At 61.6% G+C, this 21,441-nt stretch carries 15 protein-coding genes; 3 read left to right on the forward strand and 12 right to left on the reverse strand.

Annotated elements, in window-relative coordinates; all coding sequences use genetic code 11:
* Positions 1-73: 73 nt before the first annotated feature.
* From ACW73L_RS14065 to asnB, 4 genes are all read right to left on the reverse strand, one after another.
* Positions 74-4,141, reverse strand: a complete 4,068-nt coding sequence (locus ACW73L_RS14065) for a PAS domain S-box protein (RefSeq protein WP_498922877.1) — start codon at positions 4,139-4,141, stop codon at positions 74-76.
* Positions 4,138-4,803 (reverse strand): class I SAM-dependent methyltransferase, encoded by a 666-nt coding sequence (locus ACW73L_RS14070; protein WP_498922878.1) that lies wholly within the window; start codon positions 4,801-4,803, stop codon positions 4,138-4,140. Before ACW73L_RS14070 ends, ACW73L_RS14065 begins: the two co-directional genes overlap by 4 nt.
* A 133-nt stretch (positions 4,804-4,936) precedes the next feature.
* Entirely contained in the window at positions 4,937-5,608 is a 672-nt protein-coding gene (locus ACW73L_RS14075; RefSeq protein ID WP_498922880.1) for a HugZ family pyridoxamine 5'-phosphate oxidase, read from the reverse strand.
* 77 nt (positions 5,609-5,685) lie between these two features.
* Entirely contained in the window at positions 5,686-7,503 is a 1,818-nt protein-coding gene (asnB, locus tag ACW73L_RS14080) for an asparagine synthase (glutamine-hydrolyzing) (RefSeq protein ID WP_498922882.1), read from the reverse strand.
* A 311-nt stretch (positions 7,504-7,814) separates the two neighbouring features.
* On the opposite strand from asnB, the gene ACW73L_RS14085 reads away from it, so the two are divergent.
* Together ACW73L_RS14085 and ACW73L_RS14090 are read left to right on the forward strand one after the other, a co-directional pair.
* On the forward strand, positions 7,815-8,591 hold the full coding sequence (locus tag ACW73L_RS14085; RefSeq protein ID WP_498922883.1) for an RNA polymerase sigma factor FliA: 777 nt from the start codon (positions 7,815-7,817) through the stop codon (positions 8,589-8,591).
* 108 nt (positions 8,592-8,699) lie between these two features.
* Positions 8,700-9,311, forward strand: a complete 612-nt coding sequence (locus ACW73L_RS14090; protein ID WP_498922885.1) for an ABC transporter substrate-binding protein — start codon at positions 8,700-8,702, stop codon at positions 9,309-9,311.
* A 42-nt stretch (positions 9,312-9,353) separates the two neighbouring features.
* Here the strand turns inward: ACW73L_RS14090 and ACW73L_RS14095 are convergent, their stop codons facing one another.
* From ACW73L_RS14095 to ACW73L_RS14125, 7 genes are read right to left on the reverse strand one after another with little or no spacing between them, the layout of a single operon-like run.
* Positions 9,354-10,997 (reverse strand): CopD family protein, encoded by a 1,644-nt coding sequence (locus ACW73L_RS14095; RefSeq protein WP_498922886.1) that lies wholly within the window; start codon positions 10,995-10,997, stop codon positions 9,354-9,356.
* A 6-nt stretch (positions 10,998-11,003) separates the two neighbouring features.
* On the reverse strand, positions 11,004-11,390 hold the full coding sequence (locus tag ACW73L_RS14100) for a copper resistance CopC family protein (RefSeq protein ID WP_498922888.1): 387 nt from the start codon (positions 11,388-11,390) through the stop codon (positions 11,004-11,006).
* A 33-nt stretch (positions 11,391-11,423) separates the two neighbouring features.
* Positions 11,424-12,812, reverse strand: coding sequence for an aspartate aminotransferase family protein (locus tag ACW73L_RS14105; RefSeq protein ID WP_498922890.1), 1,389 nt, complete (start codon positions 12,810-12,812; stop codon positions 11,424-11,426).
* 34 nt (positions 12,813-12,846) lie between these two features.
* The gene (locus ACW73L_RS14110) at positions 12,847-15,489 is read right to left on the reverse strand and encodes an MMPL family transporter (RefSeq protein ID WP_498922891.1); all 2,643 of its coding nucleotides are present in this window, start codon (positions 15,487-15,489) and stop codon (positions 12,847-12,849) included.
* A 38-nt stretch (positions 15,490-15,527) separates the two neighbouring features.
* Positions 15,528-16,247, reverse strand: a complete 720-nt coding sequence (locus ACW73L_RS14115) for a phosphorylase family protein (RefSeq protein WP_498922893.1) — start codon at positions 16,245-16,247, stop codon at positions 15,528-15,530.
* Positions 16,240-18,195 (reverse strand): squalene--hopene cyclase, encoded by a 1,956-nt coding sequence (gene shc / locus ACW73L_RS14120; protein ID WP_498922895.1) that lies wholly within the window; start codon positions 18,193-18,195, stop codon positions 16,240-16,242. Before shc ends, ACW73L_RS14115 begins: the two co-directional genes overlap by 8 nt.
* 24 nt (positions 18,196-18,219) lie before the next feature.
* The gene (locus ACW73L_RS14125; protein WP_498922897.1) at positions 18,220-19,290 is read right to left on the reverse strand and encodes a phytoene/squalene synthase family protein; all 1,071 of its coding nucleotides are present in this window, start codon (positions 19,288-19,290) and stop codon (positions 18,220-18,222) included.
* Positions 19,291-19,634: 344 nt separating this feature from the next.
* On the opposite strand from ACW73L_RS14125, the gene hpnH reads away from it, so the two are divergent.
* Positions 19,635-20,747, forward strand: coding sequence for an adenosyl-hopene transferase HpnH (gene hpnH / locus ACW73L_RS14130; RefSeq protein WP_498922899.1), 1,113 nt, complete (start codon positions 19,635-19,637; stop codon positions 20,745-20,747).
* 178 nt (positions 20,748-20,925) lie between these two features.
* Here hpnH and ACW73L_RS14135 read toward each other — a convergent pair whose 3' ends face one another.
* Positions 20,926-21,441 (reverse strand): adenine phosphoribosyltransferase, encoded by a 516-nt coding sequence (locus tag ACW73L_RS14135; protein WP_498922901.1) that lies wholly within the window; start codon positions 21,439-21,441, stop codon positions 20,926-20,928.

Genomic DNA, 21,441 nt, shown 5'->3' on the forward strand with positions numbered 1-21,441 from the left:
GCCCTGGAACTGCCCACCCGCGGATTTGATCACCACCTGATCCGCACCGCATAGCCTGGGGTTTGTGGAGCGCTTACGGTGCGACGGCCTGGCGTAGCCGCTCGAACTCAGGTTGCAGGCGCTCCGTCAGTCGCAGCAACTCGGCAGAACCCGTGTCGGCCGCCTGCTCAATACTGAGCGCAAGCGCGCTGAGTGCATCCGCTGCGACATTGGCTGCAGTGCCCTTGATCGTGTGTGCGTGGCGCTGTACGGCGGACAGGTCGCCGGCGTCGAGCGCGGTCCGCAGTTGCTGGATACGCCCGGGCAGGTCTTCGCAAAAGCTATTGATCACCTCCCAATACAGATCCTCGTCATGCAACACCCTCCGATGGAGGGCCGCGGCATCGAATACCCGGATGTCAGCGATGCTGCGCGCCGGGACCTCATCGTTGGCTACAGGTGCTGGTGGTGACTGCGGCTCGGGGAGCCACCGGTCAAGCGCGCTCCGCAAGGCTTTCACGTCCAGTGGCTTGGTGAGATAGTCGTCCATGCCCGCCGCGAGGCAGCGCTCGCGGTCGCCGCGCATCGCGTGAGCAGTCAACGCGATGATCGGGATATCGTGATTCCGGACTCCGGATTCGGCGTCACGAATCCGTCGGCTGGCGGAATAGCCATCGACTTCGGGCATCTGACAATCCATCAACACCAGATCGTAATCCCGCTGTGCCAGTTGCTCGAGACATTCCCGTCCGTTCTCCACGGCATCAGCGGTGTATCCGAGCTTGGCCAGGATGGCGAGCGTTACGCGCCGGTTAATCGCGTTGTCCTCGGCCAGGAGCACCTTCCGTGAGGTCGAGATCTGTGCGTCCCCCGGTGCGCTAAGGTTTCGGGGCGCCGTTTCCTGATGTTGCGGCGAGCCGGACAGAAAGGCCGCGAGGCAGTCGAACAGGCGCGACGGTGTGATCGGCTTGGTCAAACAGGCTTCGATGCCGGCGCTGCGCAGGGCCGTCAGTTGCGCTTTGCCGCTGTAACTGGTCAGCGCAATCCACTTGGTGCTTTCCAATAGCGGGAGCCGTTCGCCCGCATCGACATAGCGCACCAGCTCGTCGAGATCCGCCGCACCGAGGTCCACGATTGCGAACCGGTAGGACTGCTGCGCCCGTCGGGCCTCCTCGAGCCTGAGCAAGGCGCCGTGGCGACTGCTCGCGGTGTGGCAAGCACAACCCCAGGATGTCAGCCATTCAGCCAGGATGGCGATCTGGCTGTTGTTGCCGCCGACGAGGAGCACGCTCGGGGCAGTTGGCAACTGGGTCGGACCGTAGGGTTGTGTGGTACCGGCATGTTGCTTCTCGAAGACGGCCGTAAACCAGAATTGCGAGCCGGCGCCCAGCGCGCTCGCGCTGCCGATCTCCCCTTGCATCAGGTTTACGAGTGTTCTGGCGATCGCGAGGCCAAGTCCGGTGCCCCCGTACTTTCGGGTGATCGCGCCGTCGACTTGCATGAAGGGCTTGAAGAGTCCGGCCTGCCGGTCCGGAGCAATGCCGATACCGGTGTCGCTGACGCAAAAAAAGAGCGTCGTAAACTGTTCGTCTTCGCTGTCGACGCGTACACGCAGTGTGATCTCACCTTCTTCCGTGAACTTGATGGCATTGGACAGCAGGTTCATCAGAATCTGGCGCAAGCGGAGCGGATCACCCCGGAGCCGGGTGGGCAGGTCTACTGCGAAATCACAGATCAGTTCCAGGTTTTTCTCCTGTGCCTTCAGGCCCGCGAGCCGAATGAGTGCATCGAGGCTGTCGTGCAGATCGAAGTCGATGCGTTCGAGTTCGAGTTTGCCGGCCTCGATTTTGGAGAAGTCCAGGATGTCGTTCAGGATCGTGAGTAAACTCTCGCCGCTATGGTGAATGATCTCCGCATATTCGCGGTGTTCCGCGGTCAGTCCTCCGGACAGCAACAATTCGGCAGCGGCTAGCACGCCGTTCAGTGGCGTCCTGATTTCGTGGCTCATGTTAGCGAGGAACTCGCTCTTCGCACGGTTTGCGCTTTCGGCGCGTTCCTTGGCTACCTGGAGCGCCAGTTCGGTCTGTTTGCGCTCGGTGATGTCGCGCAGGAAGCCGACGAAGATTTTTCCTGCTTCACTCGTGGCGACATCGATCGACAGTTCGGCCGGGAATGCCGAGCCATCCGCGCGCATGCCGGACACTTCATTCCGTTGACGCAGCAGGTTGGCGACCCCGGTGCTCAGGTAGTGTTTCAGACCCTGGCCATCCGCTGCGCGATAGCCCGGCGGGATGATCAGCTCGGTCACTGGTTCACGGATGATCTCGTCGCGGCGATAGCCGAAGCAGGTTTCGGCGGCGGGATTGAATTCCAGGATACGCCCTTCATGGTCCACCACGATGATGCAGTCCATGGCGGCATCGACCGTGGCCTTCAGCCGATCCGACAGGCTGCGTAGTCGGGACTCGTACTCCTTGCGGGCGGTGATGTCGTGCTGAATGCTGAAAAACCGCTCCAGGCCGCCCGGACCGTACGAACCAATGACTTCCAGTTCCACCCAGTACTCCCGGCCCTCCCGGTTGCAGATCAGGATTTCCACCTTGATCGAATCGCTGATGTGGCTCTTCCGGCGGCGAGCGACTTCCCGCAAAAGGAAACGGACCGTCCGGGGTGATGTTGCGGTGCCCCGCAGCAATAAACCTGGCTTCCTGCCGACGACCTCGGCGGCGGTGTACTGGGTGAGCCGGGTGAAAGCGGGATTGACCCATTCGATGACGCCTTCGCGATCGGTGATCAAGACTGCGCTGCGTGTCTCCCGGGCGACGAAGGCGAGGCGCGTCAATTCCAGTTCATTGCGTTTTTGTGTCGTGATGTCCATCAGGGTGCCGCTCGCGGCGCCGGGCCGCCCATCCCCGGCGTGCGTTCGCTCGCCACGCTCATGGACGTGACGGATCTGCCCGTCCGGACTCAAAACCCTATATTGGATGTCGATGCGCCCACCCGGCTCCGTCAAGGCGACACGAGCGGCGCGCAGCACGTTGCGGTCGTCGGGGTGGACTCGCGCAAAGAAGTCGACGTAACGGGGGTCGGCTACAAGCGGAAAGCCCAGGATTCTCTTGGTTTCATCCGACCAGTACCATGTGTCTTCATCATGTGCCCATTCCCAGCTGCCGACGTGTGCAATGGCCTGCGCGCGTGCCAGGTGAGCTTCCTTACGGGCTAGCTGGTCAGTGCGCTCCGACACCTTCTGCTCGAGCAGTGCGGCATTTCGCTGGAGTTCCGCCAGCAGTCTTCTCCCGGCGCGATTTTGGGACATCACCACAAAGGCGGTGATCAGAAAGACCGCAGAGAAAAGCTGCGTCACGATCATCGACACTGCCGGTGAAGCCACCGCGAACTGGCCCTTTCCGTGAGTGGTTTCCCACATGGCAATGGCGACGACGAGGGTGCCGAAAAACGTGGTCCCGGCGGCGCCGTATTGCAGCGCCGACCATAAAAGGAACGGTAGCAGCACGAAGATAGCCGGCAGACGCTGCTCGAAGATCATCACCTCCAACAGGGCTGTCGCAAACAGCAGAATCGCGTAGCCGGACAGATGTCCCAGACTGTGATCGGTGAAATCGGGATTGCGCCACGCGTAGATTAGCGGAATCACCAGCATCGCACCGCTGAGGTTCCCCATCCACCAGGTCAGCAGCGGTACCAATAGCGGGGGCTCCGTGGCGTTCAGCAGAACGAGCGCGCCAACCCCGAAAAATACGCTGAGACTGTTGCCGAACAGAATGCTGAACACGAGGACGGCGAAGTTTTCAGCCGATTCGAAAATATCCTCGGAATTGGCGTAACGCCGGAACAGGTGTCCTGCCGCCACGGCCTCCAGGGTGTTGCCGAACGCGAACGGTAGTGCGAGCGCGGACGGCCCATCCATGACGGGCCCGTTGAGGGTCCAGGCGCCCAGGAAAACGCCTGGCCAGACCCACCGACCGAGTAGCAGCATGGCGGCCACACTAAGGCCGCAGGGCAGCCACAGCGCCGCTGCGCCGACGCCCGCCAGGGCGCTCAGCGCGTAGCTCAACCGCCCGAGCGCGACATAGGCCAGCGCGAGCCCCAGGCACCACAGCAAACGGCGGCGTCGGGACGGTGTCCGGCCAAGATCGCTCATGCGTGTTTCAGTGCCAGCATCAGGCCATCGGCAATCGGTACCAGACTGCAGGAAACGCGTTGATCATCGCGGATCTTGGCGTTTAGTGCGCGAATTGCGTTGGTGTCCGGATCGCTGTTCATGGCGTCAGCCACTCGCCCGCCCCAAAGGACGTTGTCGATCAGGATCAGTCCTCCGGGACGCAACAATTCCAGGCAACGTTCGTAGTACCCATCGTAGGCTGTCTTGTCGGCGTCGATGAAGGCGAGGTCGAAGTGTCCAGCCTCTCCGCCCGCCAACAAGGTTTCCAGGGTCTGAAGCGCGGGCCCGAGCCGCAGCTCGATGCGGTCCGCGACGCCGGCCCGAGTCCAATAACGTTGTGCGATAGCAGTCCAGTCCGGGTCGATATCACAGGCGACCAGTTGCCCGTCCACAGGCAGGGCCAACGCCATTGCCAGGGAGCTGTATCCGGTGAACACGCCGATTTCGATGATGCGGCGCGCGCCGGTCAGCCTGACCAGCAGCGCCATGAACTGCCCCTGTTCCGGGGTGATCTGCATCCCGGCGCCAGGGAGAGCGGATGTCTCTTCACGCAGTTCGGCCAGCAGGGGCGATTCGCGGACCGAGTTTGTCAGCAAGTATTGGTACAGTGGGTCGGACAGACCGACGCTCTTGTTGGCCATTGCTGTCTCCTTGCCGGGCAGGATCCCGCCGAGTGACGTTCGTCGGACGATCCGTATTGTACACAGCGCACTGCTGCAGTCGGGACTTCCGGTCCGGCCCTGTGCCAAGCCGTCATTGCGGCTCCCTGGCCCTTCAGTCCGGTGGCGTGCTTACTTCTTCAGTCTCCAACGCGGCAATGACTGCATCGGCCAGACTGTCGTCCGCAACCGGCGGGGATGCCAGACTGATGCGTTGGCGGGCGCCCCTCACGTCAAGGTCGAATCCCCAACGGTCGACGCCGAGCAACTTTTGCCCCGGCCTGACGCGAGCCGACAACTCGGCCAGTAGAGCCCCCTCAGCGGTTAGCGAGACCGGTTCCAGCAACGCGAGCGCATCGCCGTCCAGCCAGCCCATGCGGCCGAAGCCGCCGATGAAGCGAAGACGTTGCAGGTGCATCCGGAAAAAATGAAAGTCGCCCAGGGGCAGCAGGCGTTCTGCGTTGGGCTGGTAACGCAGGTAGCGATCGATCAATGCCGGTCCGGCGGCAAAGGGCCTGAGTTCGCCGATCAGTGTCAGGCGGGCACCGGCCTGGAGGTCACTCGTGCCCGGGTCGAACAACAGCAGCGATGCCCGTGCGTCTGACCGCAAATTCCGCGTGTGTTCGGCGAGATCGCTGATCAGCAAGATGGGACAGTGTCGGTCGTCGAGTACGACCGGTAACACGCTGAGAAATGGATAGCCCGACAGGTCACGGGCATTCGTCGCCAGGGAGGCATAAGCACAGCGATGTAGCAGGTCGACAATCGATCCAATATCAGGCTTCATCGTTCGGTCCGTTAGTGGGGGTATGCCGCGGCGGAAGTCCTGCGACGATGGGACCGCGCTGTGCCAGCGGAAGTGCCTTACCCAAGCCAGTCCAGTGGATCCTCATCCGCCGTGGGGCGCAGGCCCGGCTGCTCGACGAACAGAAGGTGCCAGATCGCGAACTGCAGCAGGGAAAAAATCTCGCGGCTCGCGCCGCGGCGGGTACGCTGCTGGTGGAAAAGCTCCGGCAGCCGGGCGCTGTCGAACCACTCGGCCACGGCCGTGTTGCGCATCAGCTTTTGTTCTGTTCGATCGAGGAAGCTGCCGCTCAGCCACTCATCCACCGGTACGTGAAAGCCGCGCTTGCGCTGGTAGAGATGATCGGCCGGAATGTGGCGTGCCGCCCAGCGCCGCAACAGGATCTTGGTCTGCCGCCCGTCTGCCTTGAGTGCGTCGGGCAAGGAGAGGCCAAATTCAACCAGACGGTGATCCAGAAAAGGCACTCGGCCCTCCAGCGCGAAGCCCATCATCATTCGGTCGGCCTTGACAAGAAGATTGTCGGGCAGCGCCGTGACCAAGTCGGTGTACTGACAGCGCTGAAGATGCGTCCAGGCCGGCGGCGTCGCCCTCCAGGCGGCGATAATCGGGCCGCGGGCTGCGCGGCGGTGTTGTCGCAAAGCGGGTCCCAGCAGGCGCCGCGACCAGCGTCCCTTCCAATGACTGCGGGTGCGGAAGCCACCGGACCCGGGCGCCATGAGATTCTTGAGCATGAACACGAGAGGATGCTGCCGGTAACGGCCGTAGCCGCCGAACGCCTCGTCGCCACCCTCCCCGGAAAAAACCACCTTCAGTTCATGCCCGGCCGCTTCCGACAGTGCTGACGTGGGCAGGCAGGCGTAGTCTCGCATCAACTCATCGGCTGCCCAGACCGTGTGCGGAATGCGGCGGAACACCGCCGAGCGGTCGAGCCGAAATGACGTGTGACGACTGCCGAACAGGTCTGCCATCCGCTCGGCGCCGTCCAGTTCATCGCCCATCTCGGCGTCCGTATAGCCGATCGAGAAGGTTCGGACCGGCTGCGATTGGAGCTGGGTCAGCGCGGCCAAGAGGATCGCAGAGTCATTGCCTCCGGAGAGGAACAGTCCGAAGGGTACATCGGACCGGATATGCTCGCGCATGACCTGTCCGAACAGCGCATCGAACTCGGCTTCTGCGGTCGCTGTGTCCACATCGCGGAGCACGATGTCGAGTGGGGTCCAGTAGCAGCGGGTATGGAGCTGAAGGTCAACGTCGATCTCGATGATCTCGCCTGGCCCGACGCGATGGATGCCCGACAGGATGGTCTCACGACCGGTGCTGAACTGGTTGTGCAGGAACTGTGACAGCGCAGGTGCATGGATACCCGGCACCCTGGGCAGCAAGGGCAGGAGTGCCTTCAACTCGGAGGCGAAGACGAAACGATCCGGCAGACAGGCGTAGAAAAGTGGCTTGATGCCGAGGCGATCTCGAGCCAGCACGAGTCGCTGGCGTGCATCGTCGTAAAGCGCGAAGGCGAACATGCCGTTCAGCCGCTCGACGAAGCTGAAGTGGTCTCGCGCGTAAGCGTGAAGAATGGTTTCGCAGTCGGAATGGGTCGCAAAGACGCGGTCTTGGGTCTCCAAGTCCTTGCGTAGTTCCAAGTGGTTATAGATCTCGCCGTTCGCCACGACGGCAAGTCGACCGTCGTCGGAGAATAGGGGCTGCGCGCCACCAGCGAGATCGATGATCGACAGGCGCGTGTGGACCATAGCGAAGGGTCCGCGCGTGAAATAGCCCTCACCATCCGGACCACGGTGGCGCAGCAGTGCCGCCGACCGATGAAGGTCAGTTGGCTCGGCTGCGCGACCGCGCCAAACGATACCCGCGATGCCGCACATGGCTACTCGTGTCCTCTTTGACCGAATCCGCGGGCGGCGTCCCGAGCCCCGCTCCGGCAGAATCGCACAGCCGGCAGCGTCACGTCCGCATACCCAGCCGAAGAGGGTGGGCAGGACACGAGAGAGCGCGGAGGGTCTGCTGCATCACTGTTGTCAAAAGGAATACGGGGATATCTGGATGGGGGTGACCTCATTCTGCCGGTACCTCCGAAAATGTACAATCCGCTGCGTCCGTGTCGTCGTGCGTGCCGAGCGCTGATGCGCGAGCGGATTGCGCGTACCGATAGGGGCACAGGGTCGTGGAAGTGGCAATGAGCGACGATAACGATTACTCGAAAGCATCATCCTCGTTAGATGAGTCTTCGATCAGGGGTAGCGATCTGGTTCGGCGCATTGCGTTGCACCTACTGAGCCGCCTGCCGTCCTCGGTCCAGTTGGATGACTTGATGCAGGCGGGCATGGTCGGCCTGCTGGAAGCGCGGCAGACCTACCGGGAAGGGCACGGTGCGAGCTTCGAGACCTACGCGGGTATCCGGATCCGGGGCGCGATGCTGGACGAGCTGCGTCGGTATGACTGGACACCGAGGTCGGTACATCGCAAGGCGCGTTCGGTTGCTGAAGCGATTCATGCGGTGGAGGCGCGAACCGGTCGCGATGCGCGTGATTGTGAGGTGGCAGCCGAACTCGGCTTGCCGCTCGCCGAATATCATGCGGTTCTCCAGGATGCTTTGGCCTGCCGGGTCCTCAGTATCGAGCAACTCGTGGACGCGGTCGGCGACAACGTGCTCGAGGCGTGGGCCGATGAAGGCGGCCAGCCCATCGACAGCCTGGCCCGAACGGGCTTTGCTGCGGCCCTGGAGTCGGCAATCGCGGGGCTTCCCGATCGGGAACGGCTGATCATCGTCCTGTATTACGAAGAGGAGCGGACGCTGCGGGAGATCGGGATCGCTCTGGGTGTTTCAGAGTCGCGTGTGTCGCAGTTGCAGGGGCAGGCGCTGCTGCGCTTGCGTGCGAGACTGGTCGGGTGGCGGGATGAGCCGCCGTCGTCGGATAGCGACAGCGAGGTACGACAGGGCCTCATTCCATGAGCGCTTCCCGCGGTCGCGGACCCGGGAAAAAGGAGCCAGCATGGCGCCGATAGTGCAGGCATGAGTGTGGTATATTTGGCACAATTTTCGCGAAAAATGAGAAACCCTATGTACCTGCGCATCGTGTTCGCCCTGCTGCTCGCGGCCTACTGCCAGCTGGTCTCGGCTGACAGCCCAGGAGTGACAGCGGCGCGCCAAACGGTCGACAAGCTGAATACAGCCCTCCTGGACGTGATGAAAAACGCCGACCGCTTGGGCTATCAAGGGCGGCTGAAGCGGCTCGATCCCGTTGTGCGGGACGTCTTCCAGTTCGAGGCGGTGGCGCAGATTGCGCTGGGTAGTCACTGGAAGAAACTGGATCAGTCTCAAAAGCTGGCGTTCATGGCCAAGCTGACTGACCTGAGCGTGGCGACCTATGCGGCGCAGTTCAATGCCTATGCGGGCGAGAAATTTCAGTATGAGTCTTCGGACGAAATCAAGGCCGACCGAATCACGGTGCGCTATGTGATGCTGGTCCCGAACGACAAACCGATCAAGTTCGAGTACATCGTCAATCACTTCAACGGACGATGGGTCATCATCAATATCATCGTTGACGGGATCAGTGATCTGGCTTTGAAGAAGGCGCAGTACACGAGCGTTATCGACCGCGAGGGTTTCGAAAAACTGCTGGAAAAACTGCAGCAGAAAATCACCGACTACGCGAAGAACAACAAGTGAGCTGGCCGCCCTGGCGCGGCAGCCCCCCGGCTTGTTTCCTGATCAGTAGAGCGGCTCGCGGTAGAACAGCAGGAAGTTCCCTATTACGAACATGGCCAGGATCGCCACGAATCCCGCTACACGGCTCTCGGTGTAACCCTCGGGTGTGGCGAGCCGCAATTCCAGCCAGCGTCCGCTGGCCATGATCACCGCTAGCAGACCCATCGCCGTATGGGTCGACTGAATCAGATATTCGCTCCTGAGCTCGAATTCGGCATGGGCATGGGTCAACAGCAAGACGCCGCCGAAAGCGCACAGGACCGGAAACATGAACGTTAGCTTGCGGGCGTCCGGGTTCGTGCGGGCGCGCAGTTCCATGACCCCGAGACAGAACGCCAGCAGGGTCGCGATGCGGTGTTGGAAAACCTCGCCGTTCCCGAAGGTGCTTTCCCAGAAGCCAATGGGCCCGAGCGGCCAGGTTTCGGCATCGCTGCGGAAGAACAGGAAGATGCTGAGGCCGATGAAACCCAGCGGCCAATAGCGCGCCCAGCCGAAGCCGAACAGGTAATAGAGCATCGCCACCAGCCCCATCCCGGTCAAAAAGATACCGGAGATATTGTGGTTGTAATCCGACCACAGGGTGGCAGCGGGGGAGGGTACCTTGCCGACGACCGCAACGCGGCCGGCTTCCCCAGCCAACAACTCTTCGTGGCTCGGCGACGTCAGGCGCGGTTCGTGAGGAGTGAACATCTCGATCACGTCCGCCACGGGAACCGCCAGATCCGGAATGTCCACGGAGGGCGGCTGGGAGGATAGCGTGGCGGCGATGAACAGGATGCCGACCAGGATGAAGGTCTCAGCTTCGATGTAGTAGGGGACTTTCGATACGATCGCGCCGCCGGTCGCTCCCTGACGCCAGGAACGTCCGGCGCTGTGATTGCGGTAGGCAAAGTACAGCGCGATCAACAACAGCAGTGATTTGGTCACGACCAGACTGCCGTACCCGGTTCCAAACAGGCCGTCCCAGGAACCGATGTAGGTCCAGGCCAGCGGCAGGCCCGTGACCAGCAAGAGAAGAACGGAAAGCCCGCCCAGCCAACCGAAACGGGAGATCGCCGTCGGCCAAAGCGCTCGCGCTTCACGATCGACAGCGCCCAGCCGCCACAAGGACAGCAATTGGGCGATGCCGCCCACCCACACGGCCCCCGCCAACTGGTGAACCACCGTCATGGCCATCAGGGGGCTGCGGAGTTCGAAACGCCCGACGGCGTGGACCAGCCAGGCGCCACTGATGACCAGCGGGATGGAGAGGGCCAGCAGTGTGTTCCAGTAGGGCCTATGCACGGGAGCAGCCCGCATGCGTCCCGTAAGCCAGACGATACCCACGGCCAGAACGAGCCGCACTAGACCGGCCTGGAACTGAACCGTGCTGGCATAGGCCGCCATCGGGAGCTCGCCGAGCGTCGCGGATAGCACCAGGGCCTTGATGACGAGCTTGGTGCCTTGGGTGGCAGCCAGCGCAATGGCTCCGAAGCGCAGCAACGCGATGCCGCGCGCAATGATCGTGGTGGAGGCGCGCTCCGACGGTGACCAGACACGGAGGATCCAGATGCTCCACAGCAGGCTCCCGATGACCAGCGCATAGCTGATCAGCATCAGTCCTCCGAGGAAGTCATCCAGAAAGTTGGCGAGGCCTTGCATGTACATGATGACTTACCGCTTGTTGCTCTCTTCCTTGACGAAAAACCGAATCACACTTTCTGTCAGATGCCCGTCGGCAGCGAAGATCTTGTATTTTATGGCATATTCCCCTTCGCTCAAGGCGGGCAGCGGGACCAGGATCTCGCCCGGCTTCCTGCCGGTTCGTGCCGTTATCGGTTGATACACGTCGCCCTTGCTGACCAGGAATATGCGCGAAAGCGACAATTCGACGCCGGCGTTGAACTGAAGCTGCACCGTAGTCGCGTGGCCCGGCTTGACCGGTTGGGTTTGCAGCGAGGACTCGGTCACTACCGCATGGGCTTGGGCCTGTCCGGGGGCGACGAGTGCAAGAGCGCTGCTCAGCAGCAGCGGCGCGATCGCGCGCAGTCGTGGCGTCATGAGATCGTCCTTTAAAGTTGAGAGTCGAAGCCTTCAGCCTGCCTTGGCTTTCAATGCATGGCCGGTGAGAGTTTTGCCGAGGTCCCAGATGGCGCCCGGCACCTTGTGACAGTCGGCGATCACTTGGTCCAAGGCGCCGAGGATCCAGTCCTTGTCCCGGTCGTTGATGACCAATGGAGGCAAAAACTTGACCGTATTCATGCCATGGCCGGCAACTTGGCTGAGGATGCGGTGATTCTTGAACAGAGGGATCGTGATCATCTGGCTGAACAGCCCCTTGTTGGCAGTCTCGAGGAGATTCCAGGCGGCTTTCAGCGAGAAACTCTTGGGTGAGCCGAACTCAAGCGCGACCATTAGCCCCTTCCCGCGGACGGTCCGCAGCAGTTCATAACGTTCCTGCAGTGCCTTCATCCCGGTCAACAGTTCTTGTCCGATCCGTGCGGCGTTCTCGACGAGGCGCTCGTCTTCGATGACCTGCAGGGTGGCGAGACCGGCAGCCATCGCCATATTGTTCTTCGAGAAGGTCGAGCCATGAACCACGGCTCGGTCCATGCGGTTGAACACCGCATCCATGATCGGTGCCGTCATCGCGACACCGCCGACGGGGATGAAGCCGCCGGACAAGGCCTTGGCCATTAGGATCATGTCAGGCTCGACGCCCCAGTGTTCAATCGCCCAGAACCTCCCGGTCCGGGCGATGCCGGTCTGGATCTCATCGGCAACGAAGAGGGCGCCGTAGCGGCGGCACAGACGGGCGGCCTCGGGCAGATAGTCGTCGGAAGGAATGTTGACGCCCTTGCCCTGAATGGGCTCCACGATGAACGCAGCGACATCCTTCCGGCTGAGGGCCGCTTCGAGGGCCGGCAGGTCATTGAAGGGCACGGCATCGCACTGCGGCAGCAGTGGGCCGAAGCCCTCGCGGAACACGGCCTCGCCATTCAGCGACAGGGCACCCAGTGTCAATCCGTGGAAGCCGTGTTCGCAATACAGAATCTTCTCGCGTCGGGTGGTGTAACGAGCGAACTTGATGGCCGCTTCGGTCGCTTCCGCGCCGGAGTTGCAAAAGAACATCTTCTCCAGCTTCGGCGGGCACAGGGCCAGGATCCGCTCCGCCAGGAGTCCGCTCAGCAGGGACACATCCATCTGCACCATGTCGGGCAGCTGGCTTTGCAGCACCTCGGTCAGCGCAGCGACGACCGTGGGATGGTTGCGGCCCAGTGCGAAGACACCGAAGCCGCTGAGCAGGTCCAGATACTCCGTGCCGTCCGCATCGTAGAGGTAAGGGCCGCTGGCCCGGGTATAGACCCGGTCGTAACCGATGGTCCTCAGCACGCGCACCATCTGCGTGTTCAGGAATTTCTCGTGTAGTTGAAAGTTGTCGCCGTGGCGCTGTGCCAGACAGTCGGCTATGAGCGAAGACATCGAAACCTCGTCAGGGCAGGGTTGATGGGCGGGTTCAGGCTCTTCGCCGCGCCGGTTTGAGCGTCCAAGTGCTGAAGGCCGGGAGTACGATCAGGGAGCAGACCAGCGACAGCAACAAGCCGATCGCCAGTAACATGCCGATGCTGGCAGTGCCCCGGTGATGGGTGAAAGCCAGACTCACAAAACTGAATACGGTGGTCAGTGCGCCGAAGAACACCCCTTTGGCTTCACTGGTACTCAATAGGTTCCGTTCGCCCTGGCGCAAATAGTGCAGCCGATGCGCCATGTGAATGCCGTTGTCGACGCCCAGACCGAAGAGCAGGGGCAGCACGATGATGTTCGCGAAATTGAACGGGATGCCAAGGACCACGGTCATGGCCGCCGTGAACAGCGATGCGAGCAGCAGCGGGAGCAGGACCAGCACCGTATCGCGCAGGCTGCGCAACATGATCAGGAGCAACAGGGTGATCGCACCGAAGGCGGCCGTGAAGGCCTCAGTGAATGCCTGCAGCACGGCCTCCATGGACTCCAGGTAGGTTACCGGCAGGTCGGTGACGTCCGGATCCAGGGCCTGCGCCTCACGGATGAACGTGCGCAGATTTTCCAGATCGGACAGGTCCTGCCGCGGATAGATCTGCAACCGATAAAGTCCATCCTTGCTGACCCAGCGCTCCCGCAGGTCGGCGGGTAGTGTCGCCTGCGCGATGGGCTCCGCGAGCAGGCTGGTTTGCAGATTGTGGAGGGTCAAAGGGAGGTCGCCGAGAACGGCCGTCTGCAGCCGCTGGAGCAAGGCCTCGCGCGCCGATGCGTCGAGTGGCTGCAGTGCCGTCAGGAAAGCGGCCAACGCAGTATCCAGGGCGCCGAGTGATGGCGTCCCGAGCGCAGCGTGCTGACGTTGGATCAAGGCGCGAAAGGCTTCCAGCGAGTCAAGTCGGGCAGGCGCGCTGCGTGGCATGTCGGGGAAGTGCTGTAACTGTGGACCGAGCAGCAGCGACAATTCCTCGATGATGGCAAGCTTCTCGTCCTGTGAGTCGGGTATCAGGCTGAGGACTGAAAACACGTGGTCGACGCTCGGAAGCGCCTCGAAACGCGCGGTCTTGTCGCGGACCTCGGCTTCGCTGGTGGCGAAGGCTGCCAGGGTCATCGGCGAGGTGTCCTTTGACTTCAATAGGTACTGGAAAGTCTGGACCGATTCCGAGTTCGGATCCCTGAGGTTGATGGGGTTGAAGTCGACCCGGACCCGCGTCAGCAACACGAGCGCGATCACGATCAGGACGATCGTGATCCAGCGTATCGACCCCGCGTTCTGGATCGGCCAGTCGGCCAGCATGAAACCCGCACGTTCCGGGTGCCCTGCAGCGCGGATACCGGCTTTTGGCGGCATCAGCTTGATCAGTGCCGGTAGCACAGTGAACGTTGTCCCGAGCGCGATGAACATGCTGGTGCCCGAGATCATGCCGAGTTCCGCAACGCCCACGTAGCTGGTTGGTATGAACGCGTAGAGACCGATTGCGGCCGTCATCGTGCAGAGCACCAGGGAGCCTCCGGTCGACAGAAAAGTGTTCCGCAGGGCTGCCGAGACCGGCAGGCCACGCAACATCAGCTCGCGGTAGCGCAGGCAGAAGTGAGAGGAATAGGCATCGCCCATACCGATGAACAGGACGGCGAAAGCAATGGAGATCATGTTCAGCTGACCGATGGCGGCGGCCGCGAAACCCAGGGACAGGATGAGGCCCATGGTCAGCGAAATCATCGTCGCCAGCATTAGCTTGAAGGAGCGAAAGGCAATCCAAAGCGTCAGACAGACCAGCAGCAGCGACCCGGCGCCGGCAGCGATCATGTCCATGCCGATGGTCGCCATTTCCTCGTATTCGAGCATCACCTCACCGGTCAGACGCACCCGGAAGTCAGTCGCAAGGGTCTGTTTAGCCTCGCCGATTGCCGCTGTGATCGCCTGATACGACTGCTCGGCCGGCATCATGCGATTGTAGTCCAGTACCGGCGTGACGAAGACGAGTCGCTTCGTCAAACCCAGGCCTTCCTGCTCCTTCATCATCAGTTGCTGCCAGGACAACCGGTAGGGGCGGTTCTGTTCAGTGGCCCGCAAGGCGTCGGTGAGGCGGCCGACGATGGGATCCAGATCGAGGTCGAGGTCCTGGTCCTTATGCGTCAGGGCATCGCCGATGATCGAGAACAAACCATTCAGACTGAAGTCCTCGGACAGTCGCCCGATGAAGGGTTGCGCGGTCGCCAGTTCATTGGAAAGCGCCTCGAGTTTGGGCAGATCCAGATAAAGCAACCCGTTACGAGCGAAGAACTCGCCTTCGTCGGGGATGTAGACGGACTTGATGAAGTCGCGCCGGCTGCGCAATGCGGTCGCGAGTTCTTTCACGGCCGACGCGGTCTGCTCTGGTGTGGCCGCTTCCACGACCATCAGAAAGGTACTGATGTCTTGTGGGAATTCCCGCTCCAGGCGCAAGCGATTCTTCTGAAAAGGAAGGTCGGCAGAAAGCATTTCCGCCGTGTTCGCATTGACGCTCAGGTTCTCCATTGCGTAGCGGAGCGTCCACGCAGTGCCGACGACAAACGCGAGCACGACCAGCAGCGGATAGCGGAGAACATGACCTTCCCACCAGTTGATCAGGCGTACGGCTGGACGGTGGGCGTTGGTACTCATCGCAGGAAATAAAAAAAGATAATGCGGCCCGCGCGAATTCAGTGCTGGCCGAGTCCCAGGCCCGCCTGCGTCTTGACTGCAGAGAGCGTCTGCATCGCCAGGCGAAAGGCGCGTCCCAGTCTCAGCAGCGGGGCGATCTCAGTGGGGGTCCGGAGCAGTTGCAGCAACAGGCGGCTGACGATCATTTCCCCGTCGCGATCGAGAGCCGCCTGTGCGGCGCGGGGAAGGGTCACCGCTGCCGCGTCGACGATCGACCGTATGGCTAGCCAGGGCACGCCATGTTTTTGGGCTGTCCGCGCCACGGCACCCGACTCCATGTCCGTCGCGATGGCACCGGATGCGGCGTGCAGACTGCGTTTGGCTGCGGAAGAAGCCACGATACCGACGCTCTCCGTAATCGACTCCGTGCGGATCGGGGTCGTCGGCTGCAGTCGTGTCAACAGCTGCTCATGCCACGGACCTGCCAGACGAGCTGTAGTGCCGTCGGCAAAAACCAGCTCGCGCGGGATGACAAGGTCTCCGGGTAGCAGCTCATCGCTCAGGGCCCCTGCGCAGCCCCAGGAGACGAGGCGGCGGACGCCCTGAGCGACCAGCGTTTCAGCGGCGGCGGCGGCATTGGCTGCGCCGGCGCCTGCCACCGCAACGCGATGCCCACTGTTCAGTGACAGAATGTCACCGCGACGGGCAGGCTCGGACGTCAGCGTGCGACACTCCGGCGGCAGCGCGACGACGTAGCCTATGGCCTCCGCATCATCCACGAGTCTCGTTCCGATACCGGGCCAGGGCCCAAAGCGGGAAGAACTTGTCGTATCCGTGATACTTCAGATAGAAGACTTTCGGGAATCCCGGCGCCGTGAAGCAGCCATCGGCCCAGAATCCGTCCGCTTGCTGCTGGCGCAGCAGGAAATCCACGCCGGCGCGAACTTCGTCCGAATCTGCCTCGCCGGCCGCCATCAGGGCGATCAGCGCGAGACCGGTCTGGAACGCCGTGCTGGTATGGAAGCGCCCACTGAGGCGGGTGTCGTGGTAGCTGTAGTTGTCTTCGCCCCAGCCGCCATCTTCCCGCTGCACGCTCTTTAGCCAGGCGACGGCCTTACGGACGCTGGGGTCGTCCTTCGGAATACCGGCCTTTTCGTAGCCGAGCAGGACCGACCAGGTGCCGTAAATGTAGTTCGTACCCCAACGCCCGAACCAGGAGCCATCGGGTTCCTGCTCCCGGCGCAGGTATTCGATACAGGCGTCGACGACAGGGCGGACTTCCGGCCGCTGTTCGAGTGTATTCGCCAGAAACATCGCACACCGGCCGCTGACATCCGCGGTCGGCGGATCGAGCAGGGCCCCGTGATCGGCGAAGGGTATGTGGTTCAGGTAATAGTGGGTATTGTCGGCGTCGAAGGCGCCGAATCCGCCGTTCTTCGATTGCATGCCGGCGATCCAGGTCGTGGCCAGTTCGAGCGTGCGGTCGAACTGCGGATCCTCGGCCTGCAACATGGCCTGAGCGACCACGGCGCTGTCATCGACGTCCGGATAATACGGGTTTTCGTACTGAAAGGCCCAGCCGCCGCCCTCAAGTCCCGGCCGGTTCACGCGCCAGTCACCCGGTGCGTCCGTGACCTGCTTGCTGGCCAGCCATTGCAGGCCGCGGGTCAATGCCGCCGACGTTTCGGCGTCGGGATCCAGCCGATTGGCTTCCTGCAGGGCCAGCGAGGTCAGGGCGGTATCCCAGACCGGCGATACGCAGGGCTGACAATAGGCCGTGTCCCCGTCGATGACCAACAGGCGCTCCAAGGCTTCCTTCGCGAGACGGCGACGCTCGTCCTCCGGTGGGACGCCGAGGTAGTCCAGTGCCTCGTAGGCGTTAACCATCGCCGGGAAAATCGCACCGAGGCCATCGACACCGTTCAGGCGTTCCGAAAACCAGTCCAGCGCCCTCTGCGTTGCGCGCTGACGCATGGAGCGGGGAATGAGCGGTTCCAGGCTTCGTCCGAAACGTTCCAGTCCGAGGATGGCTTTCCCCAGCGGCGTTTTCACATGGGAAAAATAGTTGCGCTCCTCGTTGGGATCGACGGTGAAGAGTTCACGCACATGGACCCCATTAGGATTGCGCGCCTTGACCTTGTAGCTACAGAGAATGAACAGCGGCACCATGACGGTTCGCGACCAGTAGGACACTTTGTCCAGATGGAAGGGAAACCATTTCGGCAGCAACATGATTTCGACCGGGATGAACGGGACGCCGCGCCAGGGAATCTGCTCGAACATGGCGAGCATGATGCGAGTGAACACGTTCGCCCGGGCCGCGCCGCCCTGTTCCAGAATCCAGCCCCGGGCCTTGACCATGTGCGGCGCATCGATCGAGTCCCCGGCGCATTTCAGCGCGTAGTAGACCTTTACGGTGCAACTGATGTCGCCGGGCCCGCCGGTGAACAGCGGGTAACTCCCGTCCTGCTGTTGCCGGCCGCGCAGGAAATTGGCGATCTTTGCCTGCAACCCGACATCGATCTCATCCATGTAATGCATCATCAGGATGTATTCGGACGGGATCGTGCAATCCGCTTCAAGTTCGAAGACCCAGAAACCGTCTTTGTGCTGCATCTGTAACAGCGCATCGCGGGCCTCGCGGATCGAACGGTCGAGAGGCGATTCCGAGGATGCAGCCGTTGCGGCGAAGTCGCTGTCGAAGGTGTCTATGGCGTCTTTGAACATAGGTCGTCCTGCCCCCGTGACGGGTTAAATGCGTGAAGTATCGGTGGTGTCCGGGGTGGGTGCGTGCACCTTGCCGGCGCGCGGCAAACCCAATCCGGCTAAATAGAAAACGCCCAGCAACAGGCTGTTGTGGCTGCGAGTCAGGCGGGAAGTCGCAATCGTGGTCTTCACCGCGCGTCGGGTAATCTTGACCTCGGAAGAGCGGGAAAAACGAAGGTTCCGGTGGATCTTGCGCAGGGTCAACACGGCCATGCCAAGGGCCCATAGGCAGAATTCGCGTATTCCGGTTTCGTGGGCCGGGATTAGCAGGGTGTACTGCAGCGCATTCTTGAGGTGTCCGTGCGCGACCCCAATCAATTGGCTGAATCCCGCGCGGAACGCATCGCTATCGTGGGATGAAGCCAGTTCGCACAAGTCGAAGCCGCTTTGTTCGAACACGTCTCGCGGCAGCCAGCAGACACCACGCGACTGATCATCCCACAGGTCCTTCAGAATGTTCGTCATTTGCAGACCCTGGCCGAAGGACACCGCGAGCCCTAGCATGTCATCCCGGTGGCGCGCGATTTCGGGCGAATACAGGCAGAACAGTTTCGTCAGCATTTCGCCAACTACGCCCGCCACGTAGTAGCAATAAAGGCCCATCTCTTCGAGCGTCGCCAGGCCGCAGCTGAGGTCGCGATCCTGGAAGGCAGCCATCCCGCCCGCCATGGTGGCCACGCAGGTGGCCAAGGCGGCCCGCTGCTCCGGCTCGAAGGAATGCGTGATGGCAATGACGCGGGGCATGACGGCAATCAGCGCATGCTCGGCGGGCAGGGTGTTCTCTGACAGACGGGGTGACAGTGCGGTTGTAAGACCTTGCGCATCCTCGGACCCATCGACAACGCGGGCGAACCGCTCACAGAGAACCCGCTTTTCGGCGCCATCGAGCGCGACCTCGTCTTCAATCGTGTCGACGATCCGGCAGAGAAGGTACGCGTTGGAAACCGGACGTGCGAGTGCGGGCGGGAGTTGCGGGATCGTGAGAGCGAAGGTGCGGGAAACGCCCTCGAGCAATCGGGCTTGCAATGCATCGTCATCGAGCGTGGCGAGAGCCAAGTGAGCATCGCCGGTCCAGCTTGCGCACGTCTTTGCAACAGATCCGCCGTTAGACTGGACTGCGGTGCCGTGGGCCTTCAGGGTCATAAACTCCGGAAAATTGTGATATTTTTACCAAATTGCTACAGCGCGTCAACGCTGTTGCATAATGACAAAATATTTGCCTAAAACGCAACTGTCGACTATGATGGCCTAGAGTTAGAGTGTAATCAAGTAAATATCGGACGCGGAGCTAATCCGGAGCGCACTCGTCAGGAATTGACGGATCAGGTATAGTGCGCAGTCAAATCCGGACAGTCCTTGATGAGCTTGGATGTCGTAAGAAAACCACAGGAGAGGCGACCATGAGCGTACCTTTGCGGCAACAGTTTACGGTAGCGAAATATCTGCTGAAGCAGAAACTGCAGGGCGTGAAACGCTATCCGTTGGTCCTGATGCTTGAGCCTCTGTTTCGCTGCAACCTGGCCTGCGCCGGTTGCGGGAAGATCGATTATCCGGACGAGATCCTGAATCGCCGGCTCAGCATCGATGAATGTTTGCAGGCAGTGGACGAATGCGGGGCGCCAATCGTGTCCATCGCCGGCGGAGAACCATTGCTGCACAAGGAGTTGCCCGAGATCGTAGAGGGCATCATCGCGCGCGGGAAGTATGTTTATCTGTGCACCAACGCGCTGCTGCTCAAGAAGCGGATCACCGATTATAAACCATCTCCGTTCCTCACGTTCTCCATCCATCTCGACGGAAACAAGGAGCGGCATGATGCATCCGTGTGCCAGCAAGGCGTGTTCGACCGTGCGGTCGAGGCGATCGAAATGGCAATGGCGAAAGGCTTTCGTGTGACCGTGAATTGCACGCTGTTCCAGGGTGAAGGCGCCGAAGAGGTCGCCGAGTTTCTGGATCACACGAAACGCCTGGGTGTCGAGGGCGTCACGATTGCTCCGGGATTCAGCTACGAGCACGCGCCGCAGCAGGACATCTTCATCAAGATGCAGGAGAGCAAGAATCTGTTCCGCAACCTTTTCAGGATCGGGCGCGGACGCAAATGGAAGCTGAATCACTCCAGCCTTTATCTCGATTTCCTCGCCGGCAACCAGTCGTACAACTGCACGCCCTGGGGTAACCCGACGCGAAATGTGTTCGGCTGGCAGAAGCCCTGTTACCTGTTGGTCGACGAGGGCTACGCACCGAGCTACAAGGCGTTGATCGAAGACACGCCGTGGCACAAGTACGGGAACTCTAAGAACCCGAAATGCGCGAACTGCATGGCGCACTGTGGCTATGAGGCCACAGCCGTAGAGGATGCGATGCGCAAGCCCTGGAAGGCAGCCTGGGTGTCCTTGATGGGGCCGCGGACATCCGGACCTCTGGCGCCTGAGGCGGTTCCGGAATATGAGTCCGATGTCCAGCCCGTGACGGCTTCAGCAAGGCCGTCAATCCGCATTCAAGCGGTCGACTGAGGCCCGAAGAAAAAACCCTTCAGGGGCTTCTGACCGGGATCAAGGGCGGGGCAGACCATTACCACCGGTCTGCCCCGCCTTTTGTTGTTCCGACGCTAATGTTCCAAAGCGCGGACACTCGGATGCTGCGGCCGCGCGGTTATGGCCGAGATTCCGGATCCAGGAAAAACGGCAGGCGTCAGAAAGCCAGCAGTGAGTGAACCGGGTAGTCGTCGAGCACTTGCCGGCCGCCCAAGTCTTCGAGTTCGATCACGAACGCGCAGCCGACCACCTCGGCATTGAGTTGCCGGATCAGGTTGCAGCTCGCTCTGGCGGTCCCGCCTGTTGCGAGCAGGTCATCCACGAGCAACACGCGGTCACGATCCCCCACGGCGTCGGTATGCACTTCCAGCGATGCCGACCCATATTCCAGATCATAAGAGACTGACTCGACGTCATAGGGCAGTTTGCCGGGTTTGCGCAGCGGCACGAAGCCGACACCCAGTTCCCACGCCGCCAGGGATCCGAAGATAAATCCCCGCGCTTCCATGCCACCGACGGCAGTGATGCCCTGATCGCGAAACGGCTGAACCAAATGATGAACCGCTAGCCGTAACGCGGCCGGATCCCGTACGAGCGGCGTGATGTCGCGGAAAACGATGCCCGGCTTCGGGAAGTCGGGAATCGCGCGAACTCGTTCGCGCAGGCGGTGCAC

It is taken from the genome of Methylolobus aquaticus, from assembly GCF_054172105.1.

What these genes read in the sequence shown, in the direction of transcription:
- ACW73L_RS14110 (WP_498922891.1), bottom strand. Translation starts at nt 15,489, where the DNA reads ATGAGTACCAACGCCCACCGTCCAGCCGTACGCCTGATCAACTGGTGG.
- ACW73L_RS14100 (WP_498922888.1), bottom strand. Translation starts at nt 11,390, where the DNA reads ATGACGCCACGACTGCGCGCGATCGCGCCGCTGCTGCTGAGCAGCGCT.
- ACW73L_RS14085 (WP_498922883.1), top strand. Translation starts at nt 7,815, where the DNA reads ATGAGCGACGATAACGATTACTCGAAAGCATCATCCTCGTTAGATGAG.
- ACW73L_RS14095 (WP_498922886.1), bottom strand. Translation starts at nt 10,997, where the DNA reads ATGTACATGCAAGGCCTCGCCAACTTTCTGGATGACTTCCTCGGAGGA.
- asnB (WP_498922882.1), bottom strand. Translation starts at nt 7,503, where the DNA reads ATGTGCGGCATCGCGGGTATCGTTTGGCGCGGTCGCGCAGCCGAGCCA.
- ACW73L_RS14105 (WP_498922890.1), bottom strand. Translation starts at nt 12,812, where the DNA reads ATGTCTTCGCTCATAGCCGACTGTCTGGCACAGCGCCACGGCGACAAC.
- ACW73L_RS14070 (WP_498922878.1), bottom strand. Translation starts at nt 4,803, where the DNA reads ATGGCCAACAAGAGCGTCGGTCTGTCCGACCCACTGTACCAATACTTG.
- ACW73L_RS14090 (WP_498922885.1), top strand. Translation starts at nt 8,700, where the DNA reads ATGTACCTGCGCATCGTGTTCGCCCTGCTGCTCGCGGCCTACTGCCAG.
- ACW73L_RS14065 (WP_498922877.1), bottom strand. Translation starts at nt 4,141, where the DNA reads ATGAGCGATCTTGGCCGGACACCGTCCCGACGCCGCCGTTTGCTGTGG.
- hpnH (WP_498922899.1), top strand. Translation starts at nt 19,635, where the DNA reads ATGAGCGTACCTTTGCGGCAACAGTTTACGGTAGCGAAATATCTGCTG.
- shc (WP_498922895.1), bottom strand. Translation starts at nt 18,195, where the DNA reads ATGTTCAAAGACGCCATAGACACCTTCGACAGCGACTTCGCCGCAACG.
- ACW73L_RS14075 (WP_498922880.1), bottom strand. Translation starts at nt 5,608, where the DNA reads ATGAAGCCTGATATTGGATCGATTGTCGACCTGCTACATCGCTGTGCT.